Genomic DNA, 26,592 nt, shown 5'->3' on the forward strand with positions numbered 1-26,592 from the left:
GTGCGCCCGTTCTCACCGCTCCAGGCCGGTCTCGCGCAGCGTGATGTTCAGCCGCCCACCCCGTATCCCCGTCGCCGGGTCGGCGGTGTTCGGGTACACCTTCGGCACTCCGTGGTACGCGAATCGCGAGGCCCCGCCGAAGACGAACAGGTCCCCGGAGACCAGCTCCACATCCGTGTAGGGCCGTCCCCGCGTATGGGTGTTGCCGAACCGGAAGACACAGGTGTCGCCGATGCTCAGCGACACCACCGGCGCCCCCGAGCGCTCCTCCTTGTCCTGGTGCATCCCCATCCGCGCCGTGCCGTCATAGAAGTTGATCAGAGCCGCGTCAGGGGTGTACGCCACACCCGACTCACTCACCCCACCCAGACTGTCCACCCCACCCACCCCACCCAGACTGCCCGACCCGCCCGGATCGCTCACGCTGCTCGCCGCCGCCGCCGCCGACCGGCCCAGCTCCACCAGCCAGTGCGGGAAGTCCGCGACCCGGGCGCCGTTCACATCGTCGGCCGTCCGGCTGTAGCGGTACGGCTGCCAGTGCCAGCCCACGCACACGGTCCGTACGGACATCACGCCGCCACCGGGCAGCAGGGTCCGCCGGATCGGTACCGGGCCGCGCGCCCAGTCGCGGCAGGCATCGACCAGCTCGCGCCCGCGCTCGTCGGAGAGCCAGCCCGGCAGATGCACCGCTCCCGGGGCGATCACGGCCGGTTCTCTCGGGAAGAGGGCCTCGCCGCTCATCGCACCGGCGCGCCCTCAAGCCCCAGGAGATGTTCCTTGCGGTCAACACCGGCCGCATAGCCGCGAAGGGCTCCGTCCGAGCCGATGACGCGGTGGCAGGGCCGCACCACCAGCAGCGGATTGCGCCCGATCGCGGTGCCCACCGCCCGTACGCCGGCCCCCGAGACACCGATCAGCCGGGCGATCTCGCCGTAGGTCGTCGTCGTCCCGTACGGAATCCCGTCCAGTGCCTGCCAGACCCGTCGCTGGAAGTCCGTACCGGAGTCGGCGTACGCGATGTCGAAGCGGGTCAGCGAGCCCGCGAAGTAGGCGGTCAGTTGCGCGCAGATCTCCACGAAGGCGGTGGAATCCCGGCGCCAACCGTCCTGCACGGTGGCGGCGCCCTTCTGGTCGGGCAGGGAGAGGGAGACGAGCGCCGTGCCGCCCGGGGCGGTGGCGGACTCCGTGCCGACCAGCAGCAGCTCCCCCAAGGGGCTGTCGAGGATCGTGTACACCGTGGCACCGGTCGTCGCACCGGTGCCCTCGCCGGTGGCCTTGCCGGTCACCGGCGTCGTGGCGGCCATGATGCCGGTGATGCCCATGGCCCCTGCGGTGCCCGCCCCAACGCCGGTCGTCGCCTGGGTCGTGGTGATCGTCATGGCTCGGTCCTCTCCTCACGCTTTCACGGCGTACCGCCGCGCCGTACGCCTCCGAGTCTGCGCCGCCAGCCCCGCCGATGCTGGCGGTATTCGGACACCACACCCGGCCCGGGAGGGCCTCCCGGGGCCCGCGCCGGCCGGAGGTCACTCCCCGGCTCGGGGCCGCTCCGAGAGCCGTTCGCCATGGGCGCGGCGCGGGTGTGCCCGCGCCCGCGCCCAGCGGTCTGCCGGTCAGCCGAGAAGGCAGGTCAGCGGTAGTTGACGTACTGCAGGGCGAAGTCGAAGTCCTGGCCCTTGAGCAGCGCCTGCACGGCCTGCAGGTCGTCCCGGCTCTTCGAGCTGACCCGCAGCTCCTCGCCCTGGACCTGCGCCTTGACGCCCTTCGGCCCCTCGTCGCGGATGATCTTCGCGACCTTCTTGGCGTTCTCCTGGGAGATCCCTTCCTCGATCGACGCGAAGATCTTGTACTCCTTGCCGGACAGTTGCGGCTCGCCCGCGTCCAGCGCCTTCAGGGAGATGCCACGCTTGATCAGCTTGGACTGGAACACATCGAGGATCGCGGTGACCCGCTCCTCGGAGTTCGCCTGCATGAGGATCTTCTCGCCGGACCAGGCGATCGACGCCCCAACGTTCTTGAAGTCGTAGCGCTGGGAGATCTCCTTCGCGGCCTGGTTGAGGGCGTTGTCGACCTCCTGCCGCTCGACCTTCGAGACGATGTCGAAACTGGAGTCGGCCATGTCCTGTGGCTCCTTGTATCGGGTGCGTGGCGGAGCGGCCGGAGTCCCCGAACCGCGTACCAAGCCTAGCCACCCGCGCCCGCCCCGAGGGCTGATCAATCCGGTGGCGGACCACCGTCGGGGATCGGGTATCGTTTACGTCGTTGCCACGGAGCGCCGCTCACAGCGGTTCTGTCGAAGGCGATATCCCATGGCGGTGTGCCCGAGTGGCCAATGGGAGCGGACTGTAAATCCGTCGGCTTAGCCTACCCAGGTTCGAATCCTGGCGCCGCCACGCGATAGGAATGGCCCCTGATCTGCGGAAACGCAGGCCAGGGGCCATTCTCGTGATCAAGCCCGGTCGTGATCAGGCCCGGTTCCGGGGCTCCGGTCAGTCGGCGAGCCGGAACGACAGCTCGATCTCCCACTTGCCCATGTCCGGTTCCGTCGCCGGGTCCGTCAGATAGGACTCCAGCCGGCACCCCCAGCGCTCCACGCCCCCGTCCTCCTCTCGCATGTCCCACTCCAGGCCCTCCCGAACCGCCCACTCCCGCAGCGCCGTGATCACATCGAACATCTGGTCCGGGTGGCCGAGATGGCGCACCGTCGCATAGCGGCCCGGGGGCAGCACGCCGACCCGGATATCGCCTTCGGGCTCCGGCAGGGACACCACCGGAATGCCCGCCTCGACCTCCGACTCGCCCGCCATGTCGACGGTGTTGAAGCGGAAGAAGGGCGCCCCGGCGAACCCCGCTCCCTGGCCGGACAGCCAGCCGATCAGTTCGCCCAGACGGTCCGCGATCGCAGCGAAGCCGTCCATCCGGACCGAGCCGCGGATGTACGCGTACGGCTGCTCGCCGCGCTCCTCGACCGTGGGTTCTCCAGCGGGACCAGACATCTCGTTCCTCCCGACAGGCCAGGTGGCAGATCTCATGACGGACGTCGTGGCCGACGTCACGAAGGAAAGCAGGATAAGAAGAGGGAGGGAGCAGGACGGGACACATCAGTCCCCGGCGACGGCCTTCACCGCGACCGACACCGGAATCGAACCGGTGATCAGCTCCAGGGTCAGCCCCGCCGTGGCCGGTGTCTCGACCAACTCCGCCAACACCGCGGCCACATCGTCCCGAGGCACCGTCCCCCGGCCCGTAGCGGCCCTCAGTTCCACGAGCCCGGTCCCCGCGTCGCTGGTCAGTCCGCCGGGGCGCAGCACCGTCCAGTCGAGGCCCGGCCGCGACCGTACGTCGTCGTCCGCCGCGCCCTTCGCCCGCAGATAGGCGTCGAAGACCTCGCTGCCCTCGTGCCCCGCGTCCGCTCCCATGGCCGACACGATGAGATACCGCCGTACCCCGGCCAGCTCGGCCGCCTCCGCGAACAGCACCGCGGCGCCCCGATCCACCGTGTCCTTGCGTGCCACGGTGGAGCCTGGCCCCGCGCCCGCCGCGAAGACCACCGCGTCCGCGCCCCGCAGGACCGTCGCCACGTCGTCCACCGACGCCGACTCCAGGTCCAGTACGACGGGTTCCGCGCCGGCGTCGCGCAGATCCGCGCGCTGCCCCGGGTCCCGGATGACGCCCACCACCTCGTGTCCGCCCGCCGAGAGCAGCCGCTCCAGGCGGAGTGCGATCTGACCGTGTCCTCCAGCGATGACAATGCGCATGTCTCCGACCGTACGTCCGCGGCGCCCGCGTCGCCTCACACCCGCGCGCACCCGGGTCGAACGTGCCCCCACCGGCAGCAGCCCGAGGCCGCGCACCGGGACCAGGCGTACAGGACCAGGGACACGGGACCAGGGACACGGCGCCAGGCGTACAGGCACAGGACCAGGGGCACGGGACCAGGCGTACAGGACCAGGGGCACGGCGCCAGGCGCAACCGAAGCCAGGGCAACCGAAGCCAGAAGCAGTCAAAGCCAGAAGCAGTCGAAGCCCAGCACGCCAGGGGCGTCAGGCGCGGCCCTGGCGGGGCAGTTCGAGCGCCACCCCGGCCGCCGAGTCGCAGTACTCCCGTACGGCGCTCGTCCGCGCCACCACCCGACCCCGGTGGACGACGATCCTGCTGTACGCGAGGGAGAGCACCCCCGAGATCCGTTCGCCGCGCACCGCCAGCAACTCGGCCGGGAACCCCGCCTCCACCCGTACCTCCGGCAGTCCCATTGCCTCCCGCGCGGCCGCCGCGACCGTCTCGTACGCCTCCTGCGCCCGCAGACCGCTCTGCGAGGCCAGCAGGTACGCCGCCTCCAGTGGATCGCCCCGGCCCACCGGGTTGGACACGTCCCGTAGCGCCCCACTGCCCGCCGCGACCCGTACCCCGGCCGCCCGCAGCAGCCGTACGGGCGCGACGCCCCGCTGTTCCACGGCGCCGCAGCCGCCCTGCGGCTGGCAGACCACGGTCACCCCGGCCGCCGCGAGCCGGTCCACCGCGCGGGCGGCGATCTCGCGCGGCAGCAGGGTGAGCCCGGCGCACGGCCCGATCGTCACCCCGGGCCGCAGCCCGCCCGCCATCGCCGCCAGCCGGGCGAGCCTGGCCGGGTCGGCGCCGTGTGTGTGCAGATCCACCGGGCAGCCGTGCTCGGCCGCCGTCTCCAGTACCGCCTCCGCGTAGCCGGTCGGGTCGGGGTCGTCGTCCGGACAGCCGCCGACCACCGCCGCGCCCATCTTCACCGCGTCCCGCAGCATCGCAAGACCGTCCGCCCCGGCCACCCCCGTGAGCAGCCGGGGCACCGCGACGGCCGTCAGGTCGGTGAGCCCGCGCAGCGAGCGCCGGGCTTGGAGGACGGCCTCCAACGGGTCCAGCCCGTGCACACCGCCGATCCGTACGTGCGAACGCAGGGCCGTCGCCCCGTGTCCGAGCTGGAGCAGCGCGGCCTCGGTGGCCCGCCGCTGGACGTCGTCCCGGGCGTACGAGACGGGGCCGGGGGAGTCGGCGGTGAGCGCCGTGTCGCCGTGGCCGTGCGGTTCGGCGGGCGCGGGCAGCAGCAGATAGCCGGTGAGGTCCAGCCGGGCGGAGTGCGGGGCGAGGCTGCCCGCCGTGCCGACGGCTTCGATCCGTCCGCCGCCGATCCGTACGTCGACGGTGCGTCCGTCCGTCAGCCGGGCGCCGCGGAGCAGCAGCGCGGTGCTGTCCGCGGTCGCGCCGTCGGAGGGCTGCGGCTGGCTGTCGGGCATCGCGCTCCTGCGGGGGGAGGTCGGGCTCGGGCCGCGTGGTCGATGGTGGCGAAGATCACGCAGCGTCAGCCGAGCCTAGGGGCGCTCCGGGCAGGCTTCGAGGAAGAGCGGAATAGTCGTACCGGCGTGGCCGCGTGTGGTGCCCGACGGAGACGGTTGCGGCTGACCTCCGCAGCAAGCGCGAGTGGCGTACGGGGCGGCTGTGGCCGGGCCCCATAAGGGCGTCCGGCCCTGCCGCGTCAGGGCCGGGGGCGATGCCGGACAGGGGGCGACGAAACGGATTTGGGCGATCGGCGGCCGACCGTGTAATGTCTTCATCGCTCGCCCCAATAGCTCAGTCGGTAGAGCGTCTCCATGGTAAGGAGAAGGTCTACGGTTCGATTCCGTATTGGGGCTCTGATGTCGGAGATCCTCGTCTTCGGGCGAGGAGATTCGGTATCGCAGCGGTGTAGCTCAGTCGGTAGAGCAAGCGGCTCATAATCGCTGTGTCACCGGTTCAAGTCCGGTCACCGCTACACACAGTAGCCGATTGTGGGGTCGGTCCTCCGATCGGCTACTCTTTTATGCGTTTGTCTTATTCAAAGCCCATCCGTCCGTCCAAGGAGCACTCACGTGGCTGCCACCGACGTCCGCCCGAAGATCACGCTGGCCTGCGTGGAGTGCAAGGAGCGGAACTACATCACCAAGAAGAACCGGCGTAACAACCCGGACCGACTGGAGATGAAGAAGCACTGCCCGCGCTGCAACTCGCACACGGCGCACCGCGAAACGCGCTAAAACAGGCTCGTACACGAGGCCGTCCCCACCTGGGGGCGGCCTCGTGTCGTTTCCCGTGTGACACGGATTCCCCGACCCACCCGCCATCGGTCAGCGATCGATGGGCGGCCGGCTCGCGGCCTTCCCCGTGCCATCGGGTCATTCGATCATCAGGTCCATTCGTGAGGTTCGTCAGGAGGAGCCAGCCCATGGCGCTCGACCAGTCCTTCGTGGGGCGTAGTTATCCCCCCACCTCGCCCTATGAGGTCGGCCGGGAGAAGATCCGCGAGTTCGCGGAGGCGGTGGGCGACGGTAATCCCGCCTATCTCGATCCCGAGGCCGCCAAGGCGCTCGGACACCCCGAGGTGATCGCTCCACCGACTTTCGCCTTCGTGATCACATTCCAGGCCGCCGGTGTGGTCATCCAGGACCCGCTGCTGGGCCTGGACTACGACCGGGTGGTGCACCGCGAGCAGAAATTCGCCTACACCCGGCCGCTGCGCGCGGGGGACCGGCTGACGGTCGTTTCCACGATCGAGAGCATCAAATTCCTCGCGGGCAATGACGTCGTGGACATCCGTGGCGAGGTGCACGACGAATCCGGTGAACACGTGGTGACCGCGTGGACCAGGCTGGTGGCGCGCGCCGCCGAGGAGGCGTGATGACGGCGAAGATCTCTTACGGTGATGTCGAGGTCGGCACCGAGCTGCCGGCCCAGGACTTCACGGTGACCCGCGCCACGCTGGTCCGGTACGCGGGTGCGTCGGGCGACTTCAACCCGATCCACTGGAACGAGAGGTTCGCCCGGGAGGTCGGCCTCCCCGATGTGATCGCCCACGGCATGTTCACCATGGCCGAGGCGATCCGGGTCGTGACGGACTGGGTCGGGGACCCGGGCGCTGTCGTTGAGTACGGCGTCAAGTTCACCAAGCCGGTCGTGGTGCCGGACGACGAGAAGGGCGCGTCGATCGCGGTCACCGGCAAGGTCGCCGCGCTGCTGGACGACAACCGGGTACGGGTCGATCTGACGGCGATCAGCGGCACGGACAAGGTACTGGGCATGGCCCGCGCGGTCGTCCGGCTCGCCTGAGCCCGGAACCCTCACCTCCACGTACGCGGACGGTCCGTGGCCCCCGCCCGAAACGCGGGGCCACGGACCGTACCCTTATTGCCGTGCAGGAACTCCAGGACGCCCCCCTCGCCCCCCTGACCACCTTCCGGCTCGGCGGCCCCGCCACTCGGCTCGTCACCGCCACCACCGACGACGAGGTGATCGCCGCAGTGCGCGCGGCGGACGACGCCGGGACCCCGCTGCTGATCGTCGGCGGCGGCAGCAATCTGGTCATCGGCGACAAGGGCTTCGACGGAACGGCCCTGCGCGTCGCCACCCGCGGTTTCCGGCTCGACGGCACCGGACTGGAGCTGGCGGCCGGCGAGGTCTGGACGGACGCCGTCGCCCGCACCGTCGAAGCCGGGCTCGCGGGCATCGAGTGCCTGGCCGGCATCCCCGGCTCCGCGGGCGCGACCCCCATCCAGAACGTCGGCGCGTACGGCCAGGAGGTCTCCGCGACGATCACCGAGGTCGTCGCCTACGACCGCCGCACCGGGGAGACGGTCACCCTCTCCAACGCCGAGTGCGACTTCTCGTACCGCCACAGCCGCTTCAAGCGGGAGCCCGACCGCCATGTCGTCCTCCGGGTCCGCTTCGGACTGGAGGACGCGGACGGACTCTCCGCGCCCATCAAGTACGCCGAGACCGCTCGGGTGCTCGGTGTCGCCCCCGGTGACCGCCAGGAGCTGGCCACGGTCCGCCGGGCGGTGCTGGCACTGCGCGCGGGCAAGGGCATGGTGCTGGACCCGGAGGACCACGACACGTGGTCGGCCGGTTCCTTCTTCACCAACCCGATCCTGGATGCCGGGGAGTACGCGGCCTTCGTCGACCGCGTCCACGCCCGTCTCGGCGCCGAGACCGTGCCGCCCGCCTACCCGGCCGGCGACGGACGGACCAAGACGTCGGCGGCCTGGCTCATCGACAGGGCGGGCTTCACCAAGGGATACGGCGCCGGCCCCGCCCGTATCTCCACCAAGCACACGCTCGCGCTCACCAATAGGGGCGAGGCCACCACCGAGGATCTGCTCGCGCTCGCCCGTGAGGTCGTGGCGGGCGTGCGCGAGGCGTTCGGGATCACCCTGGTCAACGAGCCGGTCACGGTCGGCGTCAGCCTCCAGGACGGCTGACCCCCCCTCTCCCGGCGCGGCTGATCCACCCCGGCCCCACCCTCCGGAGCGCCCGGAGCCGGAGGCGGCCGGCAAGGCAGGGGCAGGGCACGGCAGGAGTGTCAGTACGCCACGCCCACGGCCTGCCGCACCGTCGCCGGGTCGTCCACCATCGCGAGCATCGCGTGGGCCACATCGGCGCGGCCGATGATCCGGGCGCCGCGCGGATTGCCCCCGACGGCCGTCCGGTAGACGCCGGTCAGCGGCCTGTTCAGCAGCCGGGGAGGGCGTACGGACGTCCAGTCGACGGCGCTGCGGGCGAGTTCCGCCTCGGTCACCCGGAGGTCGTCGTACAGCCGCCGCAGCACCCGGGAGACCACCGCGGTCATCGCCCGGTCGAGCAGCGGTTCGCCCGCGGGCGAACCGGCCAGCGGGGAAGCGGAGACCACCAGCAGCCGGCGGCTGTCCGCCGCCTCCATCGCGGTGAGCACCGAGCGGGTCAGTCGGGACGCGATCCCGGCGTCCGAGGTCCTCCGCGGCCCCAGGCCCGAGAGCACCGCGTCCCGCCCCTCGACCGCCCCGCGGAGGGTCTCGGGCCGGGACAGATCGGCCGGGAACACCGTGAGGCCGGGGCCGGTGACGGTGAGCCGCGCGGGGTCCCGCACCACCGCCGTCACTTCGTGTCCCGCCGTCAGCGCCTGTTGGACGATCTCCTGACCGACACCACCGGTCGCGCCGAAAACCGTGATTCTCATGGGTCGCATCTCCAAGGTGGGTGAGTGTTCACTTACCTCTATGGTGGGTAAACACTCACCCACCCGTCAACCCATATCGCGCGCCCCGGGGCCGCCGTCGGAGGAACCATGCAGAAACCGGCCCGCGCGCGCATCCTCGACGCCGCGCACGCCCTCATGCTCAGCCTCGGTCTCGCCCGGACCACCACCAAGGAGATCGCCCGGGCGGCCGGCTGCTCGGAGGCGGCGCTCTACAAGAGCTTCGCGAGCAAGGAGGAGTTGTTCATCGCCGTACTCGACGAACGGCTGCCGAAGCTGGGCCCCCTGTTGAGCCGGCTCACCGCCAGTCCCGGCGAGGGCGACCTGGAGGAGAACCTCACCGACGTCGTGCGCCGGGCCGCGCTCTTCTACGCCGAGACCTTCCCGATCGCCGCCGCGCTCTACGCGGACCCCCCGCTCAAGGCCCGCCACGAGGCCGCCCTGCGCGCGATGGGCACCGGGCCGCACCGGCCGATCCAGGGTCTGGACGCCTATCTCCGCGCCGAGCGGCACGCGGGCCGGATCGCGGCGGACGCGGACACCGCCGCCGCCGCCGCGCTCCTGCTGGGCGCCTGCACCCACCGGGCCTTCGCCTACGACGACAGTGAGGGCGGTGTGCCGGCGCCGCCGCTCGACGCGTTCGCGGCGGGACTGGTCCGTACGGTCCTGGCCGGCATCGGCCGACCCGCGCCGAGCTGAGGCGGCTCAAGGCAGCCCAAGGCGGCCCGGTCCGGTCCGTACGGATCAGACCCGGATCAGCCGGCCAGCCAGTCGTCGATCCCGGCCAGCAGTTCCTTCCTGACGTTCTCCGGCGCCGCGGAGCCGCGCACCGACTGCCGCGCCAGCTCGGCCAGCTCCGGGTCGGTGAAGCCGTGGTGGACCCGCGCGAACTCGTACTGGGCGGCCAGCCGCGACCCGAAGAGCAGCGGATCGTCCGCGCCGAGCGCCATCGGCACCCCGGCCTCGAACAGCGTCCGCAGCGGTACGTCCGCGGGCTTCTCGTAGACGCCCAGTGCCACATTGGACGCCGGGCACACCTCACAGGTCACCCCGCGGTCGGCGAGCTCGCGCAGCAGCCGCGGGTCCTCGGCCGCCCGGACGCCGTGACCGATCCGCGAGGCGCTCAGATCGTCCAGACAGTCCCGTACGGACGCGGGGCCGGACAGCTCGCCACCGTGCGGCGCCGCGAGGAGTCCACCGTCCCGCGCGATGGCGAAGGCACGGTCGAAATCGCGCGCCATGCCACGGCGTTCGTCGTTGGAGAGGCCGAAACCGACGATGCCCCGGTCCGCGTACCGGACCGCGAGCCGCGCCAGCGTGCGGGCGTCCAGCGGATGCTTCATCCGGTTGGCCGCGACCAGCACCCGGATCCCGAGCCCGGTCTCCCGGCCCGCGCTCTCCGCCGCGTCCAGGATGACCTCGAGCGCCGGGATCAGACCCCCGAGCATCGGCGAGTACGAGGTGGGGTCGACCTGTATCTCCAGCCAGCCGGAGCCGTCCCGGACATCCTCCTCGGCGGCCTCCCTGACCAGCCGCTGGATGTCCTCGGGGGAGCGCAGACAGGACCGTGCGATGTCATAGAGACGCTGGAACCGGAACCAGCCGCGCTCGTCGGTGGCGCGGAGCTTGGGGGGTTCGCCGCTGGTCAGCGCGTCAGGAAGATGAACGCCGTATTTGTCGGCCAGTTCGAGGAGGGTGGCGGGGCGCATCGACCCGGTGAAGTGCAGATGCAGATGGGCCTTGGGTAGCCGGCTTACGTCGCGTACGTGCTCCATCCCAGGATCTTGCCGTACGGCTCCGCCAGGGAACAGCCCGATTCCCTGATCGGGGGTGGCCCGAACGCAGAAACGGGCCCGGACAGGACCTAGTCGGTCGCCTCGGCCAGCAGCTTCTGGATCCGGGCGACGCCCTCCGCCAGATCCTCGTCACCCAGCGCGTACGACAACCGCAGATAGCCCGGCGTGCCGAACGCCTCACCCGGGACCACGGCCACCTCGACCTCGTCCAGGATCAGCGCGGCCAGCTCCACCGACGTCGCCGGGCGGGTGCCCCGGATCTCCTTGCCCAGCAGCGCCTTCACCGACGGGTACACATAGAACGCACCCTCCGGCTCCGGGCAGACCACGCCGTCGATCTCATTGAGCATCCGCACGATCGTGTGGCGACGGCGGTCGAAGGCCGTCCGCATCTCGGCGACCGCGGCCAGATCGCCCGAGACCGCGGCGAGCGCCGCGACCTGGGCGACGTTGGAGACGTTGGACGTGGCGTGCGACTGCAGGTTGGTCGCGGCCTTCACCACGTCCTTGGGGCCGACGATCCACCCCACCCGCCAGCCGGTCATCGCGTAGGTCTTGGCGACGCCGTTGACGACGATGCACTTGTCACGCAGCTCGGGCACGACAGCCGGGAGCGAGGTGAAGACGGCGTCGCCGTAGACCAGGTGCTCGTAGATCTCGTCGGTCAGCACCCACAGCCCGTGCTCGACGGCCCAGCGGCCGATCGCCTCGGTGTCCTCGCGGTTGTAGACCGCGCCGGTCGGGTTGGACGGGGAGACGAAGAGCACCACCTTCGTACGGTCGGTGCGCGCGGCCTCCAACTGCTCGACCGAGACCCGGTAGCCGGTCGTCTCGTCGGCCACCACCTCGACCGGGACACCGCCGGCGAGCCGGATCGACTCCGGGTAGGTGGTCCAGTACGGGGCGGGGACGATGACCTCGTCGCCCGGGTCCAGGATCGCCGCGAACGCCTCGTAGATCGCCTGCTTGCCACCGTTGGTGACCAGGATCTGCGCGGGGTCGACCGGGTACCCCGAGTCCCGCAGCGTCTTCTCGGCGATGGCCTTCTTCAGCTCGGGGAGGCCACCGGCCGGGGTGTAGCGGTGGTACTTCGGGTTGCGGCACGCCTCGATCGCGGCCTCGACGATGTAATCGGGCGTGGGGAAGTCGGGCTCCCCGGCACCGAAGCCGATCACCGGGCGACCGGCGGCCTTGAGGGCCTTGGCCTTGGCGTCGACGGCGAGGGTCGCGGACTCGGAGATCGCACCGACGCGGGCGGAGACCCGGCGCTCGGTGGGAGGGGTTGCAGCGCTCATACGATCCATCGTCCCAGACGGCCCAGGACCCCGGCACAGGTGTTTCGCCCCCCGGGACGCTCCCCGTACGGCGCGCGGACGGCGGCCGTCGGGAGACCCTGCGGGGGAGGGCGGACAAAGGGGTCAAGATCATCCAGTGAATCGGCCACGCGGTGGCGCACAGGAGCCGGTCGGGAGCTTTCTGTTCGACGCCGGGCCCATGACCACGTACACTCACTCGTCGTTGGCCCACGCACCAACCACATCCCCGGATGCGGTAGGTTGGGGAAGCCACAAAGGGTCGTAGCTCAATTGGTAGAGCACTGGTCTCCAAAACCAGCGGTTGGGGGTTCAAGTCCCTCCGGCCCTGCTACACACACCTTCGCCAGGTTGTGTGCGCATGTACGTACTTCAATGAACCGCCGTGCGGCTCCACCGGGCGCGGCATGGCCACGACCCGGAATCAGGTGAAAGAACGTGACGGACGCCGTCGGCTCCATCGACACGCCTGATGCGGAAGACGAAGCTCCCCAGACGAAGTCCCGCAAGGGCGGGAAGCGCGGGAAGAAGGGCCCCTTCGGCCGTCTCGCGCTCTTCTATCGGCAGATCGTCGCCGAACTGCGCAAGGTCGTCTGGCCTTCTCGTAACCAGCTGACGACCTACACCACAGTGGTGATTATCTTCGTCGTCATCATGATCGGTCTGGTTACCGTGATTGACTATGGATTCCAGGAAGCCGTCAAGTACGTCTTTGGCTGACCCCGCGGTGGGCGCGGCCAGAGTCTTCTCGGCATGGCGGCGGCCGTTCGCATGTTCCACCCATCTGTATCCAGGAAGAAGCAGCCACCGTGTCTGACCCGAACCTGAACGAAGCCGTTGAGCCAGGCGACGACGAGAGCTTCGCGTCCGCCGCCGAGTCCGCTGAGGACGAGCTCGACATCGTTGAGGCGGCCGACGAGGACCAGGCGGATGCTGCTGACGTCGCGGCTGAGGAGCCGGCCGAAGAGGCTGCGCTCCCCTCCGATGACGATGCCGAGGCTGACGCCGAGGACGTGACGGCCGAGGACGCTGACGACGAGGCCGAGGTCGACTCCGACGAGGAGTCCGAGGCCGAGGTGTCCGACGAGGCTGAGGAAGCCGCCGAGGACGAGGCCGAGGTCGAGGTCGTCGACCCGAGGGCCGCGCTCCGCGAGGAGCTGCGCCTGCTGCCCGGCGAGTGGTACGTCATCCACACCTACGCCGGTTACGAGAAGCGGGTCAAGGCCAACCTGGAGCAGCGCGCCGTCTCGCTCAACGTCGAGGACTTCATCTACCAGGCCGAAGTGCCCGAGGAAGAGATCGTCCAGATCAAGAACGGCGAGCGCAAGAACGTCCGCCAGAACAAGCTCCCCGGTTACGTCCTGGTCCGGATGGACCTCACCAACGAGTCCTGGGGCGTCGTCCGCAACACCCCCGGCGTCACCGGCTTCGTGGGCAACGCCTACGACCCGTACCCGCTGACCCTGGACGAGATCGTCAAGATGCTCGCCCCGGAGGCCGAGGAGAAGGCCGCCCGTGAGGCAGCCGAGGCCGAGGGCCGGCCGGCGCCGGCCCGCAAGGTCGAGGTCCAGGTGCTGGACTTCGAGGTCGGCGACTCGGTCACCGTCACCGACGGCCCCTTCGCCACCCTCCAGGCGACGATCAACGAGATCAACGCGGACTCGAAGAAGGTCAAGGGCCTGGTCGAGATCTTCGGTCGCGAGACCCCGGTCGAGCTGAGCTTCGACCAGATCCAGAAGAACTAGCTCGTCACGGCCCGGCCCCGGCCGGGTTCGTACACAGGTTTCCGATCAGGTCAGAACAGCCTTCACGGCTGTTCTGACCTGTCGGTTTTTCACCGCACAGCTATACCCGTTATCGTGGTGCGGTATGCCTCCATCCGGATGACCGGACGGAGTGCTCAAAACTCTCACTAGGACCCGGAGAGAGCAATGCCTCCCAAGAAGAAGAAGGTCACGGGGCTTATCAAGCTCCAGATCAAGGCCGGCGCGGCCAACCCGGCTCCGCCGGTCGGCCCCGCGCTGGGTCAGCACGGCGTCAACATCATGGAGTTCTGCAAGGCGTACAACGCCGCGACCGAGTCGCAGCGTGGCATGGTCGTGCCGGTGGAGATCACGGTCTACGACGACCGTTCCTTCACCTTCATCACCAAGACTCCGCCGGCCGCCAAGCTGATCCTCAAGGCCGCGGGTGTGGACAAGGGCTCCGGCGAGCCGCACAAGACGAAGGTCGCCAAGCTCACGCGCGACCAGGTCCGTGACATCGCCACCACGAAGATGCCCGACCTGAACGCCAACGACCTGGACGCCGCCGAGAAGATCATCGCCGGCACCGCCCGCTCCATGGGCATCACGGTCGAGGGCTGACAGCCCCCTCCCGACCTCTGTGGCAGGACCACGCGCTGGTCCGCACCACGACTCCACACCTGAACCAACGCAGGAGCTGAAGTGAAGCGCAGCAAGAATCTCCGCGCTGCGGACGCCAAGATCGACCGGGACCGTAACTACGCCCCGCTCGAAGCCGTCCGCCTCGCCAAGGACACCGCCTCCAAGAAGTTCGACGCCACCGTCGAGGTCGCCTTCCGCCTGGGTGTAGACCCGCGCAAGGCCGACCAGATGGTCCGTGGCACCGTGAACCTTCCGCACGGCACCGGTAAGACCGCCCGGGTCCTGGTCTTCGCGACCGGTGACCGTGCCGAGGCCGCGCGTGCCGCGGGAGCCGACATCGTCGGCTCCGACGAGCTGATCGACGAGGTGTCGAAGGGCCGTCTGGACTTCGACGCCGTCGTCGCCACCCCGGACCTCATGGGCAAGGTCGGCCGCCTCGGCCGCGTGCTCGGTCCGCGTGGTCTGATGCCCAACCCGAAGACCGGCACCGTCACCCCCGATGTCACCAAGGCCGTGACCGACATCAAGGGTGGCAAGATCGAGTTCCGCGTCGACAAGCACTCGAACCTCCACTTCATCATCGGCAAGGCTTCTTTCGATGAGACGAAGCTGGTCGAGAACTACGCCGCGGCGCTGGAGGAGATCCTCCGTCTGAAGCCGTCCGCCGCGAAGGGCCGCTACATCAAGAAGGCGACCCTGAGCACCACGGTCGGCGCCGGCATCCCCCTGGACGCCAACCGCACCCGTAACCTCCTCGTCGAGGAGGACCCGGCCTCCGTCTGATCCTGACGGCGGTCGCGGGTTCGCGCGTTACTGAACGCGCACTCAGCGGCACGAAACCGGCTCCCACGCCTCTCACGAGGCACGGGAGCCGGTTTTTTCATTGTCCCGGTGTCAGTGGGGTGGGTTACGGTGCGTGAGTTGACTGAAGATTCAAGGGGTGGGGCATGAGCAGGACCGCATGGAAGCGCGCGGGCGTGTCGTTGACGGCGCTGGCCGTGACCGTCGGAGTGGCGGGCTGTGGCAGTGAGACGGGTAACAGCGAGCGGAGCGTGAGCCAGGTACTCACCGCCGCGTACAAGAACACCGCGAAGGCCAAGTCGGCCAAGGTCAAGATGACCGTGGTCACGCCGAGCGGGATGGCGGACAGCGGCACCATGGAGATCTCCGGCCTCATGGGCTGGGATCCCACGGTGATGGACATGACCGTGTCCGGTGCGGCGCTCCAGGCGGACCCGGAGATGCCCAAGGAGATCCGCATGATGTGGCAGAACAACATCATGTACATGGACATGGGCACGAAGACCGCCAAGGAGCTGGGCGGCAAGCGCTGGATGAAGATCGACCTGGGCGCCGCGGCGAAGCTGGCGGGGGACAGCGCGCTGCAGAAGCAGATGACCGGTGGCCTGGAGAGCATGGACCAGGACCCGGCCGACCAGCTCGCCCTGCTGCTCTCCTCGCCCAACGTCAAGCAGGTGGGCAAGGAGAAGATCGACGGCGCTGAGACCCGGCACTACAAGGGCACGCTGACGGTCGACGAGGTCATCGCCGCGGACAGCAAGGCGCTGAAGGTGCTTGACGAGGCCCAGAAGAAGGCCCTGATCGCCACCATCAAGAAGCAGGGGATCAAGGGGTACGACATCGAGACCTGGGTCAATGAGGACGACTACCCGGTGAAGACCGATGTCACCCTGCAGACGCCCGAGGGCAAGATCGAGATGAACGGCACCTACTCGGACTACGGCTCCAAGGCCACGGTGACACCGCCGCCCGCCGCGGAAACCACGGATCTGATGAAGATGCTGAAGGAGCTCAGCGCGGGCCTGGAGTCCGCCAAGAAGGCTTGAGACAGCTCCTTGCCCCACTCGGGGTTCCCGGGGCCCGCTGGGGTCGCCTCCAGCGGGCCCCGGCTCGCGTCGGCCCCCTCGGCGAAGGGGGCGCCCGGTCGGTCGCCCCGGAGCTGTTCCCGTACTCCGTCGCCGGTCTCCTCCGGGGTCTCCCGTACCTGGTCAGACCGTGCGTACGAGCAGTCGGGCACCGTTCGTCGCCAGGGTCCGCGAGGTCCCGTACGACCGGATTTGCCTCAGCGGCGCCGGCTCGCGTACGCTGCGACAGAAGCCAAAGACCGCTGGTCGTTGTCGCTTCCTCGCAAGAGGTGGTGACAACCGAAGGATCCGCTAGCTGCGGACGTCCTGCGCAGGTGACTGTGGAAAGTTCCCGGAATTCATTCCGGTTGAGCTACGCCCCGTGCGCCTGCGCCGGGGCGTTTCGTTTTGCCCAGCCTCCTCCTTCGGGTCCGCGCGGTCGTCATCACCCGGAAGGAGGCCGACGCTCATGGCAAGGCCCGACAAGGCTGCCGCGGTAGCCGAGCTGGCGGATCAGTTCCGTAGCTCGAACGCCGCTGTGCTGACCGAGTACCGGGGTCTCACCGTGGCCCAGCTCAAGCAGCTGCGCCGTTCGCTCGGTGAGAACGCCCAGTACGCCGTGGTGAAGAACACGCTGACCAAGATTGCGGCCAACGAGGCCGGGATCAACACGCTGGACGACCTGTTCAATGGTCCGACGGCGGTTGCCTTCGTCACCGGTGACCCGGTGGAGTCGGCGAAGGGTCTTCGTGACTTCGCCAAGGACAACCCGAACCTGATCATCAAGGGCGGTGTCCTTGATGGTAAGGCGCTGTCCGCCGATGAGATCAAGAAGCTCGCGGACCTTGAGTCCCGCGAGGTTCTGCTCGCCAAGCTGGCGGGCGCCATGAAGAGCAAGCAGTCCTCGGCTGCCGCGCTCTTCCAGGCGCTTCCCTCGAAGTTCGTCCGCACCGCGGAGGCGCTTCGTGCCAAGCAGGCCGAGCAGGGCGGTGCCGAGTAACTCGGCTCGCGCATTGATCGGCGCCCGATGAGGGCGCTGGTCGCAGCGGGCCGCACGCCCGCCGTCATATACATCCGGCACCAGCCGAATTAGTGGAAGGACCGCCATCATGGCGAAGCTCAGCCAGGACGACCTGCTCGCGCAGTTCGAGGACATGACCCTCCTTGAGCTCTCCGGGTTCGTGAAGGCGTTCGAGGAGAAGTTCGACGTCACCGCCGCCGCCCCGGCCGCGATCGCCGTCGCGGGCCCGGGTGCCCCGGCCGCCGACGCCGCCGAGGAGCAGGACGAGTTCGACGTCATCCTCACGGGTGCCGGCGAGAAGAAGATCCAGGTCATCAAGGTCGTGCGTGAGCTGACCTCGCTGGGTCTGAAGGAGGCCAAGGACCTCGTCGACGGCGCTCCGAAGCCGGTCCTCGAGAAGGTCGCCAAGGAGGCCGCCGAGAAGGCTGCCGAGTCCCTCAAGGGCGCCGGCGCTTCCGTCGAGGTCAAGTGACCCACTGAGTCCTCCGGGGCTCTCTGAGCCCCGCTGAGGGCTCTCGCCAAGGGCGATCACCCATCCGGGTGGTCGCCCTTCGGCGTTCCGTGAGGGCTGCGTTGCGCTTCCCGCTCCGACGAGTATGGTGATCATCGCCGTGCGCTTCCGGACCTGGTCAGCCCTGGTCAGTGACGGCCCCGGCAGACAGTCTTCACAGGGGGGCCTTGACGAACCGCACGCAGCGCGCAATTCTCAGGACGCGTCGTCACACCGATCCGTATCCGAGGCATGGATCGACGACCGAATGGGCAGTAACGAGGTGCGCCACATGGCGCGGGGCAAGCGCGGAGTTGAGAACAACGAGGGTTGAGAGAACCCGCACTGGACATCAGTGTGCCAAGTGGCTACACTGACCCTTTGCGCTGCCTGTTAACTGCCCCCTGCCCGTCACCAGGGGCATCCCCTCGCATGAGCACTGTGGATTGATCCGTCCCTGAACTGGGACTTCTCTCCCTGTGCACCGCTTGGGACCGGTACGCGCGTAGTGAGTCCGAGCCCTCGGAAGGACCCCCTCTTGGCCGCCTCGCGCAACGCCTCGACCGCGAATACGAACAACGGCGCCAGCACCGCCCCGCTGCGCATTTCCTTTGCAAAGATCAAGGAGCCCCTAGAGGTTCCGAACCTCCTCGCGCTGCAGACCGAGAGCTTCGACTGGCTGCTCGGTAACGCCGCATGGAAGGCGCGGGTCGAGGCCGCTCTGGAGAGCGGACAGGACGTCCCCACCAAGTCCGGTCTGGAAGAGATCTTCGAGGAGATCTCGCCGATCGAGGACTTCAGCGGGTCGATGTCCCTGACCTTCCGCGACCACCGCTTCGAGCCGCCGAAGAACTCCATCGACGAGTGCAAGGAGCGCGACTTCACCTTCGCCGCTCCGCTCTTCGTGACCGCCGAGTTCACCAACAACGAGACCGGCGAGATCAAGTCCCAGACCGTCTTCATGGGCGATTTCCCGCTCATGACCGGCAAGGGCACCTTCGTCATCAACGGCACCGAGCGTGTCGTCGTGTCGCAGCTCGTCCGCTCGCCGGGTGTCTACTTCGACTCCTCCATCGACAAGACGTCCGACAAGGACATCTTCACCGCCAAGATCATCCCGTCCCGGGGTGCCTGGCTGGAGATGGAGATCGACAAGCGCGACATGGTCGGTGTCCGCATCGACCGCAAGCGCAAGCAGTCCGTGACCGTCCTGCTCAAGGCCCTCGGTTGGACGACCGAGCAGATCCTTGAGGAGTTCGGCGAGTACGAGTCGATGCGCGCCACCCTGGAGAAGGACCACACCCAGGGCCAGGACGACGCGCTGCTCGACATCTACCGCAAGCTGCGTCCTGGCGAGCCGCCGACCCGTGAGGCCGCTCAGACGCTGCTGGAGAACCTCTACTTCAACCCGAAGCGCTACGACCTCGCCAAGGTCGGCCGCTACAAGGTGAACAAGAAGCTCGGCGCGGATGAGCCGCTGGACGCCGGCGTGCTCACCACCGACGACGTCATCGCGACCATCAAGTACCTGGTCAAGCTGCACGCCGGTGAGACCGAGACGGTCGGCGAGTCCGGTTCCCAGATCGTGGTCGAGACGGATGACATCGACCACTTCGGCAACCGTCGTCTGCGCAATGTCGGCGAGCTGATCCAGAACCAGGTCCGTACGGGTCTCGCCCGTATGGAGCGCGTCGTGCGTGAGCGCATGACGACCCAGGACGTCGAGGCGATCACGCCGCAGACCCTGATCAACATCCGGCCGGTCGTCGCCTCCATCAAGGAGTTCTTCGGCACCAGCCAGCTGTCGCAGTTCATGGACCAGAACAACCCGCTGTCGGGTCTCACCCACAAGCGCCGTCTGTCGGCGCTTGGCCCGGGTGGTCTCTCCCGTGAGCGGGCCGGCTTCGAGGTCCGTGACGTGCACCCCTCGCACTACGGCCGCATGTGCCCGATCGAGACGCCCGAAGGCCCGAACATCGGTCTGATCGGCTCGCTCGCCTCCTACGGCCGGGTCAACGCCTTCGGCTTCGTCGAGACTCCGTACCGCAAGGTCACCGACGGACAGGTCACCGACGATGTCGACTACCTGACCGCCGATGAGGAGGACCGCTTCGTCATCGCCCAGGCGAACGCGACCATCTCCGACGACATGCACTTCACCGAGCCCCGCGTGCTGGTCCGCCGCCGTGGTGGCGAGGTCGACTACGTGCCGCCGGCCGAGGTCGACTACATGGACGTCTCGCCGCGCCAGATGGTGTCGGTCGCGACCGCCATGATCCCGTTCCTGGAGCACGACGACGCCAACCGTGCCCTCATGGGCGCGAACATGATGCGTCAGGCCGTTCCGCTGATCACGGCCGAGGCGCCGCTGGTCGGCACCGGCATGGAGTACCGCTGCGCGGTCGACGCCGGTGACGTCATCAAGGCGGAGAAGGACGGTGTGGTCCAGGAGGTCTCCGCGGACTACATCACCGTCGCCAACGACGACGGCACCTACACCACGTACCGCGTGGCCAAGTTCTCCCGCTCCAACCAGGGCACCTCGGTCAACCAGAAGGTCATCGTCTCCGAGGGCGACCGGGTCGTGGAGGCCCAGGTCCTCGCCGACGGCCCGGCGACCGAGCAGGGCGAGATGGCGCTCGGCAAGAACCTGCTGGTCGCGTTCATGCCGTGGGAGGGTCACAACTACGAGGACGCGATCATCCTGTCGCAGCGCCTCGTGCAGGACGACGTCCTCTCCTCGATCCACATCGAGGAGCACGAGGTCGACGCCCGTGACACCAAGCTCGGCCCCGAGGAGATCACCCGGGACATCCCGAACGTCTCCGAGGAGGTCCTCGCCGACCTCGACGAGCGCGGCATCATCCGCATCGGTGCCGAGGTCGTCGCCGGTGACATCCTCGTCGGCAAGGTCACGCCCAAGGGTGAGACCGAGCTGACCCCCGAGGAGCGCCTGCTCCGCGCGATCTTCGGTGAGAAGGCGCGCGAGGTGCGCGACACCTCGCTGAAGGTGCCGCACGGCGAGATCGGCAAGGTCATCGGCGTCCGCGTCTTCGACCGCGAGGAGGGCGACGAGCTGCCGCCCGGCGTGAACCAGCTGGTCCGCGTCTACGTCGCGCAGAAGCGCAAGATCACCGATGGTGACAAGCTCGCCGGCCGTCACGGCAACAAGGGCGTCATCTCCAAGATCCTGCCGATCGAGGACATGCCGTTCCTGGAGGACGGCACCCCGGTCGACATCATCCTCAACCCGCTCGGCGTCCCGTCCCGAATGAACCCGGGACAGGTCCTGGAGATCCACCTCGGCTGGCTCGCCAGCCAGGGCTGGAAGGTCGAGGGCAACGAAGAGTGGATGGAGCGCCTCAAGTCGATCGGCGCCGACGAGGTCGCCGCTGGCACCAACGTCGCGACCCCGGTCTTCGACGGCGCCCGCGAGGACGAGATCTCCGGTCTCTTCGAGTCCACCATCCCGAACCGCGACGGTGACCGCATGGTCCTCCCGTCCGGCAAGGCGCGGATGTTCGACGGCCGCTCCGGCGAGCCGTTCCCGGACCCGATCTCGATCGGGTACATGTACATCCTCAAGCTCCACCACCTGGTCGACGACAAGCTCCACGCCCGTTCGACCGGCCCGTACTCGATGATCACCCAGCAGCCGCTGGGCGGTAAGGCCCAGTTCGGTGGCCAGCGGTTCGGCGAGATGGAGGTGTGGGCGCTGGAGGCTTATGGCGCCGCGTACGCCCTCCAGGAGCTGCTGACCATCAAGTCCGATGACGTCACCGGCCGCGTGAAGGTCTACGAGGCCATCGTCAAGGGCGAGAACATCCCCGAGCCCGGCATCCCCGAGTCCTTCAAGGTGCTCATCAAGGAGATGCAGTCCCTGTGCCTCAACGTGGAGGTGCTGTCCTCGGACGGCATGTCCATCGAGATGCGCGACACCGACGAGGACGTCTTCCGCGCTGCGGAAGAGCTCGGCATCGACCTGTCCCGGCGCGAGCCGAGCAGCGTCGAAGAGGTCTGACGGGTCCGGCCGGGATCACCTTCTGGTGATCCCGGCCGCTGCCCCGGACCCCGTACAGACCACCTTGAGACACAACCCTGAGAGGGATTGACGCATAGTGCTCGACGTCAACTTCTTCGACGAGCTTCGGATCGGCCTGGCCACCGCTGACGACATTCGCCAGTGGTCCCACGGCGAGGTCAAGAAGCCCGAGACGATCAACTACCGCACGCTCAAGCCCGAGAAGGACGGACTCTTCTGCGAGAAGATCTTCGGCCCCACCCGGGACTGGGAGTGCTACTGCGGTAAGTACAAGCGTGTCCGCTTCAAGGGCATCATCTGTGAGCGCTGTGGCGTCGAGGTCACTCGCGCCAAGGTGCGCCGTGAGCGGATGGGCCACATTGAGCTGGCCGCGCCCGTCACCCACATCTGGTACTTCAAGGGTGTTCCCTCGCGCCTCGGCTATCTGCTGGACCTGGCGCCGAAGGACCTTGAGAAGGTCATCTACTTCGCCGCGTACATGATTACGTTCGTGGACGAGGAGCGCCGTACGCGTGACCTGCCCTCGCTGGAGGCGCATGTCTCCGTCGAGCGTCAGCAGGTCGAGAACCGTCGCGACTCCGACCTTGAGGCCCGCGCCAAGAAGCTCGAGACCGACCTGGCCGAGCTGGAGGCCGAGGGCGCCAAGGCCGACGTGCGCCGCAAGGTGCGCGAAGGCGCCGAGCGTGAGATGAAGCAGCTGCGCGACCGTGCGCAGCGCGAGATCGACCGCCTCGACGAGGTGTGGAGCCGCTTCAAGAACCTCAAGGTCCAGGACCTGGAGGGCGACGAGCTGCTCTACCGCGAGCTGCGCGACCGCTTCGGCACCTACTTCGACGGTTCGATGGGCGCCGCGGCGCTGCAGAAGCGCCTCGAGTCCTTCGATCTGGACGAAGAGGCCGAGCGCCTCCGCGAGATCATCCGCACCGGCAAGGGCCAGAAGAAGACCCGTGCGCTCAAGCGCCTCAAGGTCGTCTCCGCGTTCCTGCAGACCAGCAACAGCCCCAAGGGCATGGTGCTGGACTGCGTGCCGGTCATCCCGCCGGACCTGCGTCCGATGGTGCAGCTGGACGGTGGCCGCTTCGCGACCTCCGACCTGAACGACCTGTACCGCCGTGTGATCAACCGGAACAACCGGCTGAAGCGTCTGCTCGACCTCGGTGCCCCCGAGATCATCGTGAACAACGAGAAGCGGATGCTCCAGGAGGCCGTCGACGCGCTGTTCGACAACGGTCGTCGTGGTCGCCCGGTCACGGGCCCCGGCAACCGCCCCCTGAAGTCCCTCAGCGACATGCTGAAGGGCAAGCAGGGTCGTTTCCGTCAGAACCTCCTCGGCAAGCGCGTGGACTACTCCGCGCGTTCCGTGATCGTCGTCGGTCCGCAGCTCAAGCTGCACCAGTGCGGTCTGCCGAAGGCGATGGCGCTGGAGCTCTTCAAGCCGTTCGTGATGAAGCGCCTGGTCGACCTGAACCACGCGCAGAACATCAAGTCGGCCAAGCGCATGGTCGAGCGTGGCCGCACCGTGGTGTACGACGTCCTCGAAGAGGTCATCGCCGAGCACCCGGTGCTGCTGAACCGTGCGCCCACGCTGCACCGCCTCGGTATCCAGGCGTTCGAGCCGCAGCTCGTCGAGGGCAAGGCCATCCAGATCCACCCGCTCGTCTGCACCGCGTTCAACGCGGACTTCGACGGTGACCAGATGGCCGTTCACCTGCCGCTCTCCGCGGAGGCGCAGGCCGAGGCCCGCATCCTGATGCTGTCCTCGAACAACATCCTGAAGCCGGCTGACGGCCGTCCGGTCACCATGCCGACCCAGGACATGGTGCTGGGCCTCTTCTTCCTCACCACGGACGAGGAGGAGCGCAAGACCAAGGGCGAAGGCCGGTCCTTCGGCTCCACCGCCGAGGCGATCATGGCGTTCGACGCCCGTGAGCTGACCCTCCAGGCGAAGGTCGACATCCGCTTCCCGGTGGGCACCATCCCGCCGCGCGGCTGGACCCCGCCCGCCCGCGAAGAGGGCGAGCCGGAGTGGCAGCAGGGTGACACCTTCCGGCTGCGTACGACTCTGGGCCGCGCGCTCTTCAACGAGCTGCTGCCCGAGGACTACCCCTTCGTCGACTACTCGGTCGGCAAGAAGCAGCTCTCGGAGATCGTCAACGACCTCGCCGAGCGCTACCCCAAGGTCATCGTGGCGGCGACGCTCGACAACCTGAAGGCTTCCGGCTTCTTCTGGGCGACCCGTTCCGGCGTCACCGTCGCCGTCTCGGACATCGTCGTCCCGGAGGCGAAGAAGGCGATCGTCGCGTCGTACGAGGCTCAGGACGAGAAGGTCCAGAAGCAGTACGAGCGCGGTCTGATCACCAAGGAAGAGCGCACCAACGAGCTCATCAAGATCTGGACCCGCGCGACCAACGAGGTCGCCGACGCGATGAACGCGAACTTCCCGAAGACGAACCCCATCTTCATGATGGTCGACTCGGGTGCTCGTGGAAACATGATGCAGATGCGTCAGATCGCCGGTATGCGTGGTCTGGTGTCGAACGCCAAGAACGAGACCATCCCGCGTCCGATCAAGGCGTCCTTCCGCGAGGGCCTGTCCGTGCTGGAGTACTTCATCTCCACGCACGGTGCCCGTAAGGGTCTGGCGGACACCGCCCTGCGTACCGCCGACTCGGGTTACCTCACCCGTCGTCTGGTGGACGTCTCGCAGGACGTCATCATCCGCGAGGAGGACTGTGGCACCGACCGCGGCCTCAAGCTGCGGATCGCCGAGAAGGACTCCGAGGGCAGGCTCCGCAAGGCCGACGACGTCGAGACGTCGGTGTACGCGCGGATGCTGGCCGAGGACGTCGTCATCGACGGCAAGGTCATCGCGCCCGCCAATGTCGACCTCGGCGATGTGCTGATCGACGCGCTCGTCGCCGCTGGCGTCGAGGAGGTCAAGACCCGCTCGGTCCTGACCTGTGAGTCGGCGGTCGGCACCTGTGCGTTCTGCTACGGCCGTTCGCTCGCCACCGGCAAGCTGGTCGACATCGGTGAGGCGGTCGGCATCATCGCCGCCCAGTCCATCGGTGAGCCCGGTACCCAGCTGACGATGCGTACCTTCCACACCGGTGGTGTGGCCGGTGACGACATCACCCAGGGTCTGCCGCGTGTCGTCGAGCTGTTCGAGGCGCGTACGCCCAAGGGTGTCGCCCCGATCTCGGAGGCGGCCGGCCGCGTCCGGATCGAGGAGACCGAGAAGACCAAGAAGCTCGTGGTCACCCCCGACGACGGCAGCGACGAGACGGCGTTCCCGATCTCGAAGCGTGCCCGTCTGCTGGTGGGCGAGAACGACCACGTCGAGGTGGGCCAGAAGCTCACCGTGGGTGCCACCAACCCGCACGACGTGCTGCGCATCCTCGGTCAGCGGGCCGTCCAGGTCCACCTGGTCGGCGAAGTCCAGCGGGTCTACAACTCGCAGGGTGTGTCGATCCACGACAAGCACATCGAGATCATCATCCGGCAGATGCTCCGCCGGGTGACGATCATCGAGTCCGGCGACGCGGAGCTGCTGCCGGGCGAGCTGGTCGAGCGCTCGAAGTTCGAGACGGAGAACCGTCGTGTGGTCACCGAGGGCGGTCACCCCGCCTCCGGCCGTCCGCAGCTGATGGGTATCACCAAGGCGTCGCTGGCCACCGAGTCGTGGCTGTCGGCGGCGTCCTTCCAGGAGACGACCAGGGTTCTGACCGACGCGGCGATCAACGCCAAGTCGGACTCCCTGATCGGCCTCAAGGAGAACGTCATCATCGGTAAGCTCATCCCGGCTGGTACGGGTCTGTCCCGTTACCGCAACATCCGGGTGGAGCCCACCGAGGAGGCCAAGGCCGCGATGTACTCGGCCGTCGGCTACGACGACATCGACTACTCGCCGTTCGGCACCGGCTCCGGCCAGGCCGTTCCGCTGGAGGACTACGACTACGGTCCGTACAACCAGTAGGCGATAGCGCGTCCCACGGGGCGGTCACCTCTCGCGAGGTGGCCGCCCCGTCGGCTATGTTGCGAGCTGGTGATCTGTGTGCGTGGGCATTTGTTTTGACCGCAGGCGATGCGGTAGGTACGCTCTGACCTTGTGCCTGGGGTGTGCCTGGGCTCCTGTGCGTGTCCTCAACCGCACGGCGAGTCCGCTGAATGGCCACCGTGATCTGCGCCCCCTTCCGTCGTTACGGCGGGAGCCCTGCAGTTCCGACACACCCGACCGCGTGGGTCGGCGACGTTCCAGGTTAGTTTCACGAACGGCACACAGAAACCGGAGAAGTAGTGCCTACGATCCAGCAGCTGGTCCGGAAGGGCCGGCAGGACAAGGTCGAGAAGAACAAGACGCCCGCTCTTGAGGGCTCCCCTCAGCGTCGTGGCGTCTGCACGCGTGTGTTCACGACCACCCCGAAGAAGCCGAACTCGGCCCTGCGTAAGGTCGCGCGTGTGCGTCTGACCTCCGGCATCGAGGTCACGGCCTACATCCCGGGTGAGGGACACAACCTGCAGGAGCACTCCATCGTGCTCGTGCGTGGTGGCCGTGTGAAGGACCTGCCGGGTGTTCGTTACAAGATCATCCGCGGTTCGCTCGACACCCAGGGTGTCAAGAACCGCAAGCAGGCCCGCAGCCGCTACGGCGCCAAGAAGGAGAAGTAAGA

General features: G+C 68.3%; 24 protein-coding genes and 4 tRNA genes. 19 read left to right on the forward strand and 9 right to left on the reverse strand.

The window, feature by feature from the left end:
* Positions 1 to 12: 12 nt before the first annotated feature.
* From ACH4S7_RS07830 to ACH4S7_RS07840, 3 genes are all read right to left on the reverse strand, one after another.
* A complete protein-coding gene (locus ACH4S7_RS07830) occupies positions 13 to 741 on the reverse strand; it encodes an alpha-ketoglutarate-dependent dioxygenase AlkB family protein (RefSeq protein WP_398520237.1) in 729 nt (242 codons plus the stop codon).
* Positions 738 to 1,304 (reverse strand): methylated-DNA--[protein]-cysteine S-methyltransferase, encoded by a 567-nt coding sequence (locus ACH4S7_RS07835; protein ID WP_398520699.1) that lies wholly within the window; start codon positions 1,302 to 1,304, stop codon positions 738 to 740. The genes ACH4S7_RS07830 and ACH4S7_RS07835 overlap by 4 nt, the downstream gene beginning before the upstream one ends.
* Positions 1,305 to 1,627: 323 nt before the next feature.
* Positions 1,628 to 2,116 (reverse strand): YajQ family cyclic di-GMP-binding protein, encoded by a 489-nt coding sequence (locus tag ACH4S7_RS07840; RefSeq protein ID WP_398520238.1) that lies wholly within the window; start codon positions 2,114 to 2,116, stop codon positions 1,628 to 1,630.
* A 192-nt stretch (positions 2,117 to 2,308) separates the two neighbouring features.
* Between ACH4S7_RS07840 and ACH4S7_RS07845 the strand changes: the two genes are divergently transcribed.
* Positions 2,309 to 2,390 (forward strand) — tRNA-Tyr (locus tag ACH4S7_RS07845).
* Between the two features lie 96 nt (positions 2,391 to 2,486).
* On the opposite strand, the gene ACH4S7_RS07850 is transcribed toward ACH4S7_RS07845, so the two are convergent.
* The 3 genes from ACH4S7_RS07850 to ACH4S7_RS07860 all read right to left on the reverse strand — a co-directional run bounded on the left by ACH4S7_RS07850 (position 2,487) and on the right by ACH4S7_RS07860 (position 5,262).
* A complete protein-coding gene (locus ACH4S7_RS07850; protein ID WP_398520239.1) occupies positions 2,487 to 2,993 on the reverse strand; it encodes a GyrI-like domain-containing protein in 507 nt (168 codons plus the stop codon).
* A gap of 105 nt (positions 2,994 to 3,098) precedes the next feature.
* On the reverse strand, positions 3,099 to 3,755 hold the full coding sequence (locus ACH4S7_RS07855; RefSeq protein WP_398520240.1) for an SDR family oxidoreductase: 657 nt from the start codon (positions 3,753 to 3,755) through the stop codon (positions 3,099 to 3,101).
* Positions 3,756 to 4,041: 286 nt separating this feature from the next.
* Complete coding sequence (locus ACH4S7_RS07860) at positions 4,042 to 5,262, reverse strand: amidohydrolase family protein (protein WP_398520241.1); 1,221 nt, start codon at positions 5,260 to 5,262, stop codon at positions 4,042 to 4,044.
* A 323-nt stretch (positions 5,263 to 5,585) separates the two neighbouring features.
* On the opposite strand from ACH4S7_RS07860, the gene ACH4S7_RS07865 reads away from it, so the two are divergent.
* The 6 genes from ACH4S7_RS07865 to ACH4S7_RS07890 all read left to right on the forward strand — a co-directional run bounded on the left by ACH4S7_RS07865 (position 5,586) and on the right by ACH4S7_RS07890 (position 8,256).
* Positions 5,586 to 5,658: transfer RNA gene (locus tag ACH4S7_RS07865), tRNA-Thr, on the forward strand.
* A gap of 46 nt (positions 5,659 to 5,704) precedes the next feature.
* Positions 5,705 to 5,777: transfer RNA gene (locus ACH4S7_RS07870), tRNA-Met, on the forward strand.
* Between the two features lie 97 nt (positions 5,778 to 5,874).
* Entirely contained in the window at positions 5,875 to 6,039 is a 165-nt protein-coding gene (gene rpmG / locus ACH4S7_RS07875) for a 50S ribosomal protein L33 (RefSeq protein WP_003956487.1), read from the forward strand.
* A 188-nt stretch (positions 6,040 to 6,227) separates the two neighbouring features.
* Entirely contained in the window at positions 6,228 to 6,680 is a 453-nt protein-coding gene (locus ACH4S7_RS07880; protein WP_398520242.1) for a MaoC family dehydratase N-terminal domain-containing protein, read from the forward strand.
* Complete coding sequence (locus ACH4S7_RS07885) at positions 6,680 to 7,108, forward strand: MaoC family dehydratase (RefSeq protein WP_398520243.1); 429 nt, start codon at positions 6,680 to 6,682, stop codon at positions 7,106 to 7,108. The genes ACH4S7_RS07880 and ACH4S7_RS07885 overlap by 1 nt, the downstream gene beginning before the upstream one ends.
* Complete coding sequence (locus ACH4S7_RS07890) at positions 7,105 to 8,256, forward strand: UDP-N-acetylmuramate dehydrogenase (protein ID WP_398520700.1); 1,152 nt, start codon at positions 7,105 to 7,107, stop codon at positions 8,254 to 8,256. The genes ACH4S7_RS07885 and ACH4S7_RS07890 overlap by 4 nt, the downstream gene beginning before the upstream one ends.
* 101 nt (positions 8,257 to 8,357) lie before the next feature.
* Here the strand turns inward: ACH4S7_RS07890 and ACH4S7_RS07895 are convergent, their stop codons facing one another.
* On the reverse strand, positions 8,358 to 8,990 hold the full coding sequence (locus tag ACH4S7_RS07895; RefSeq protein WP_398520244.1) for an NAD(P)-dependent oxidoreductase: 633 nt from the start codon (positions 8,988 to 8,990) through the stop codon (positions 8,358 to 8,360).
* A gap of 108 nt (positions 8,991 to 9,098) precedes the next feature.
* On the opposite strand from ACH4S7_RS07895, the gene ACH4S7_RS07900 reads away from it, so the two are divergent.
* Positions 9,099 to 9,707, forward strand: coding sequence for a TetR/AcrR family transcriptional regulator (locus ACH4S7_RS07900; protein ID WP_398520245.1), 609 nt, complete (start codon positions 9,099 to 9,101; stop codon positions 9,705 to 9,707).
* Positions 9,708 to 9,763: 56 nt separating this feature from the next.
* Here ACH4S7_RS07900 and ACH4S7_RS07905 read toward each other — a convergent pair whose 3' ends face one another.
* A complete protein-coding gene (locus tag ACH4S7_RS07905) occupies positions 9,764 to 10,783 on the reverse strand; it encodes an adenosine deaminase (RefSeq protein WP_398520246.1) in 1,020 nt (339 codons plus the stop codon).
* 89 nt (positions 10,784 to 10,872) lie between these two features.
* A complete protein-coding gene (locus ACH4S7_RS07910; RefSeq protein WP_398520247.1) occupies positions 10,873 to 12,099 on the reverse strand; it encodes a pyridoxal phosphate-dependent aminotransferase in 1,227 nt (408 codons plus the stop codon).
* A 276-nt stretch (positions 12,100 to 12,375) separates the two neighbouring features.
* On the opposite strand from ACH4S7_RS07910, the gene ACH4S7_RS07915 reads away from it, so the two are divergent.
* The 11 genes from ACH4S7_RS07915 to rpsL all read left to right on the forward strand — a co-directional run bounded on the left by ACH4S7_RS07915 (position 12,376) and on the right by rpsL (position 26,590).
* Positions 12,376 to 12,448, forward strand: a tRNA-Trp gene (locus ACH4S7_RS07915).
* 107 nt (positions 12,449 to 12,555) lie between these two features.
* On the forward strand, positions 12,556 to 12,837 hold the full coding sequence (secE, locus tag ACH4S7_RS07920) for a preprotein translocase subunit SecE (RefSeq protein WP_398520248.1): 282 nt from the start codon (positions 12,556 to 12,558) through the stop codon (positions 12,835 to 12,837).
* Positions 12,838 to 12,926: 89 nt separating this feature from the next.
* Entirely contained in the window at positions 12,927 to 13,862 is a 936-nt protein-coding gene (gene nusG / locus ACH4S7_RS07925) for a transcription termination/antitermination protein NusG (protein ID WP_398520249.1), read from the forward strand.
* Positions 13,863 to 14,048: 186 nt separating this feature from the next.
* Positions 14,049 to 14,483: a 50S ribosomal protein L11 gene (rplK, locus tag ACH4S7_RS07930; RefSeq protein ID WP_398520250.1), complete on the forward strand. Its 435-nt coding sequence runs from the start codon at positions 14,049 to 14,051 to the stop codon at positions 14,481 to 14,483.
* An 81-nt stretch (positions 14,484 to 14,564) separates the two neighbouring features.
* The gene (gene rplA / locus ACH4S7_RS07935) at positions 14,565 to 15,287 is read left to right on the forward strand and encodes a 50S ribosomal protein L1 (RefSeq protein ID WP_398520251.1); all 723 of its coding nucleotides are present in this window, start codon (positions 14,565 to 14,567) and stop codon (positions 15,285 to 15,287) included.
* 164 nt (positions 15,288 to 15,451) lie between these two features.
* Complete coding sequence (locus tag ACH4S7_RS07940; protein WP_398520252.1) at positions 15,452 to 16,351, forward strand: hypothetical protein; 900 nt, start codon at positions 15,452 to 15,454, stop codon at positions 16,349 to 16,351.
* A gap of 487 nt (positions 16,352 to 16,838) precedes the next feature.
* Positions 16,839 to 17,369, forward strand: coding sequence for a 50S ribosomal protein L10 (rplJ, locus tag ACH4S7_RS07945; protein ID WP_398520253.1), 531 nt, complete (start codon positions 16,839 to 16,841; stop codon positions 17,367 to 17,369).
* Positions 17,370 to 17,478: 109 nt separating this feature from the next.
* Complete coding sequence (gene rplL / locus ACH4S7_RS07950) at positions 17,479 to 17,862, forward strand: 50S ribosomal protein L7/L12 (protein ID WP_398520254.1); 384 nt, start codon at positions 17,479 to 17,481, stop codon at positions 17,860 to 17,862.
* A 556-nt stretch (positions 17,863 to 18,418) separates the two neighbouring features.
* Positions 18,419 to 21,901, forward strand: a complete 3,483-nt coding sequence (gene rpoB, locus ACH4S7_RS07955) for a DNA-directed RNA polymerase subunit beta (protein WP_398520255.1) — start codon at positions 18,419 to 18,421, stop codon at positions 21,899 to 21,901.
* A 97-nt stretch (positions 21,902 to 21,998) separates the two neighbouring features.
* Positions 21,999 to 25,898 carry a DNA-directed RNA polymerase subunit beta' gene (locus ACH4S7_RS07960; protein WP_398520256.1) on the forward strand — a complete coding sequence of 1,300 codons (3,900 nt, stop codon included), beginning with the start codon at positions 21,999 to 22,001 and terminating at the stop codon, positions 25,896 to 25,898.
* A 320-nt stretch (positions 25,899 to 26,218) separates the two neighbouring features.
* Positions 26,219 to 26,590, forward strand: a complete 372-nt coding sequence (rpsL, locus tag ACH4S7_RS07965) for a 30S ribosomal protein S12 (RefSeq protein WP_003948652.1) — start codon at positions 26,219 to 26,221, stop codon at positions 26,588 to 26,590.
* Positions 26,591 to 26,592 lie beyond the last annotated feature (2 nt).

The sequence above is a fragment of the Streptomyces sp. NPDC020965 genome, assembly GCF_044333555.1.
Lineage (GTDB): Bacteria > Actinomycetota > Actinomycetes > Streptomycetales > Streptomycetaceae > Streptomyces.

Coding starts and splice junctions, on each gene's coding strand:
- ACH4S7_RS07940 (WP_398520252.1), top strand. CDS start 15,452: ATGAGCAGGACCGCATGGAAGCGCGCGGGCGTGTCGTTGACGGCGCTG.
- ACH4S7_RS07885 (WP_398520243.1), top strand. CDS start 6,680: ATGACGGCGAAGATCTCTTACGGTGATGTCGAGGTCGGCACCGAGCTG.
- rplK (WP_398520250.1), top strand. CDS start 14,049: ATGCCTCCCAAGAAGAAGAAGGTCACGGGGCTTATCAAGCTCCAGATC.
- ACH4S7_RS07910 (WP_398520247.1), bottom strand. CDS start 12,099: ATGAGCGCTGCAACCCCTCCCACCGAGCGCCGGGTCTCCGCCCGCGTC.
- ACH4S7_RS07880 (WP_398520242.1), top strand. CDS start 6,228: ATGGCGCTCGACCAGTCCTTCGTGGGGCGTAGTTATCCCCCCACCTCG.
- ACH4S7_RS07860 (WP_398520241.1), bottom strand. CDS start 5,262: ATGCCCGACAGCCAGCCGCAGCCCTCCGACGGCGCGACCGCGGACAGC.
- ACH4S7_RS07850 (WP_398520239.1), bottom strand. CDS start 2,993: ATGTCTGGTCCCGCTGGAGAACCCACGGTCGAGGAGCGCGGCGAGCAG.
- rplJ (WP_398520253.1), top strand. CDS start 16,839: ATGGCAAGGCCCGACAAGGCTGCCGCGGTAGCCGAGCTGGCGGATCAG.
- ACH4S7_RS07835 (WP_398520699.1), bottom strand. CDS start 1,304: ATGGCCGCCACGACGCCGGTGACCGGCAAGGCCACCGGCGAGGGCACC.
- ACH4S7_RS07855 (WP_398520240.1), bottom strand. CDS start 3,755: ATGCGCATTGTCATCGCTGGAGGACACGGTCAGATCGCACTCCGCCTG.
- ACH4S7_RS07900 (WP_398520245.1), top strand. CDS start 9,099: ATGCAGAAACCGGCCCGCGCGCGCATCCTCGACGCCGCGCACGCCCTC.
- ACH4S7_RS07905 (WP_398520246.1), bottom strand. CDS start 10,783: ATGGAGCACGTACGCGACGTAAGCCGGCTACCCAAGGCCCATCTGCAT.
- ACH4S7_RS07895 (WP_398520244.1), bottom strand. CDS start 8,990: ATGAGAATCACGGTTTTCGGCGCGACCGGTGGTGTCGGTCAGGAGATC.
- ACH4S7_RS07830 (WP_398520237.1), bottom strand. CDS start 741: ATGAGCGGCGAGGCCCTCTTCCCGAGAGAACCGGCCGTGATCGCCCCG.
- ACH4S7_RS07840 (WP_398520238.1), bottom strand. CDS start 2,116: ATGGCCGACTCCAGTTTCGACATCGTCTCGAAGGTCGAGCGGCAGGAG.
- rplL (WP_398520254.1), top strand. CDS start 17,479: ATGGCGAAGCTCAGCCAGGACGACCTGCTCGCGCAGTTCGAGGACATG.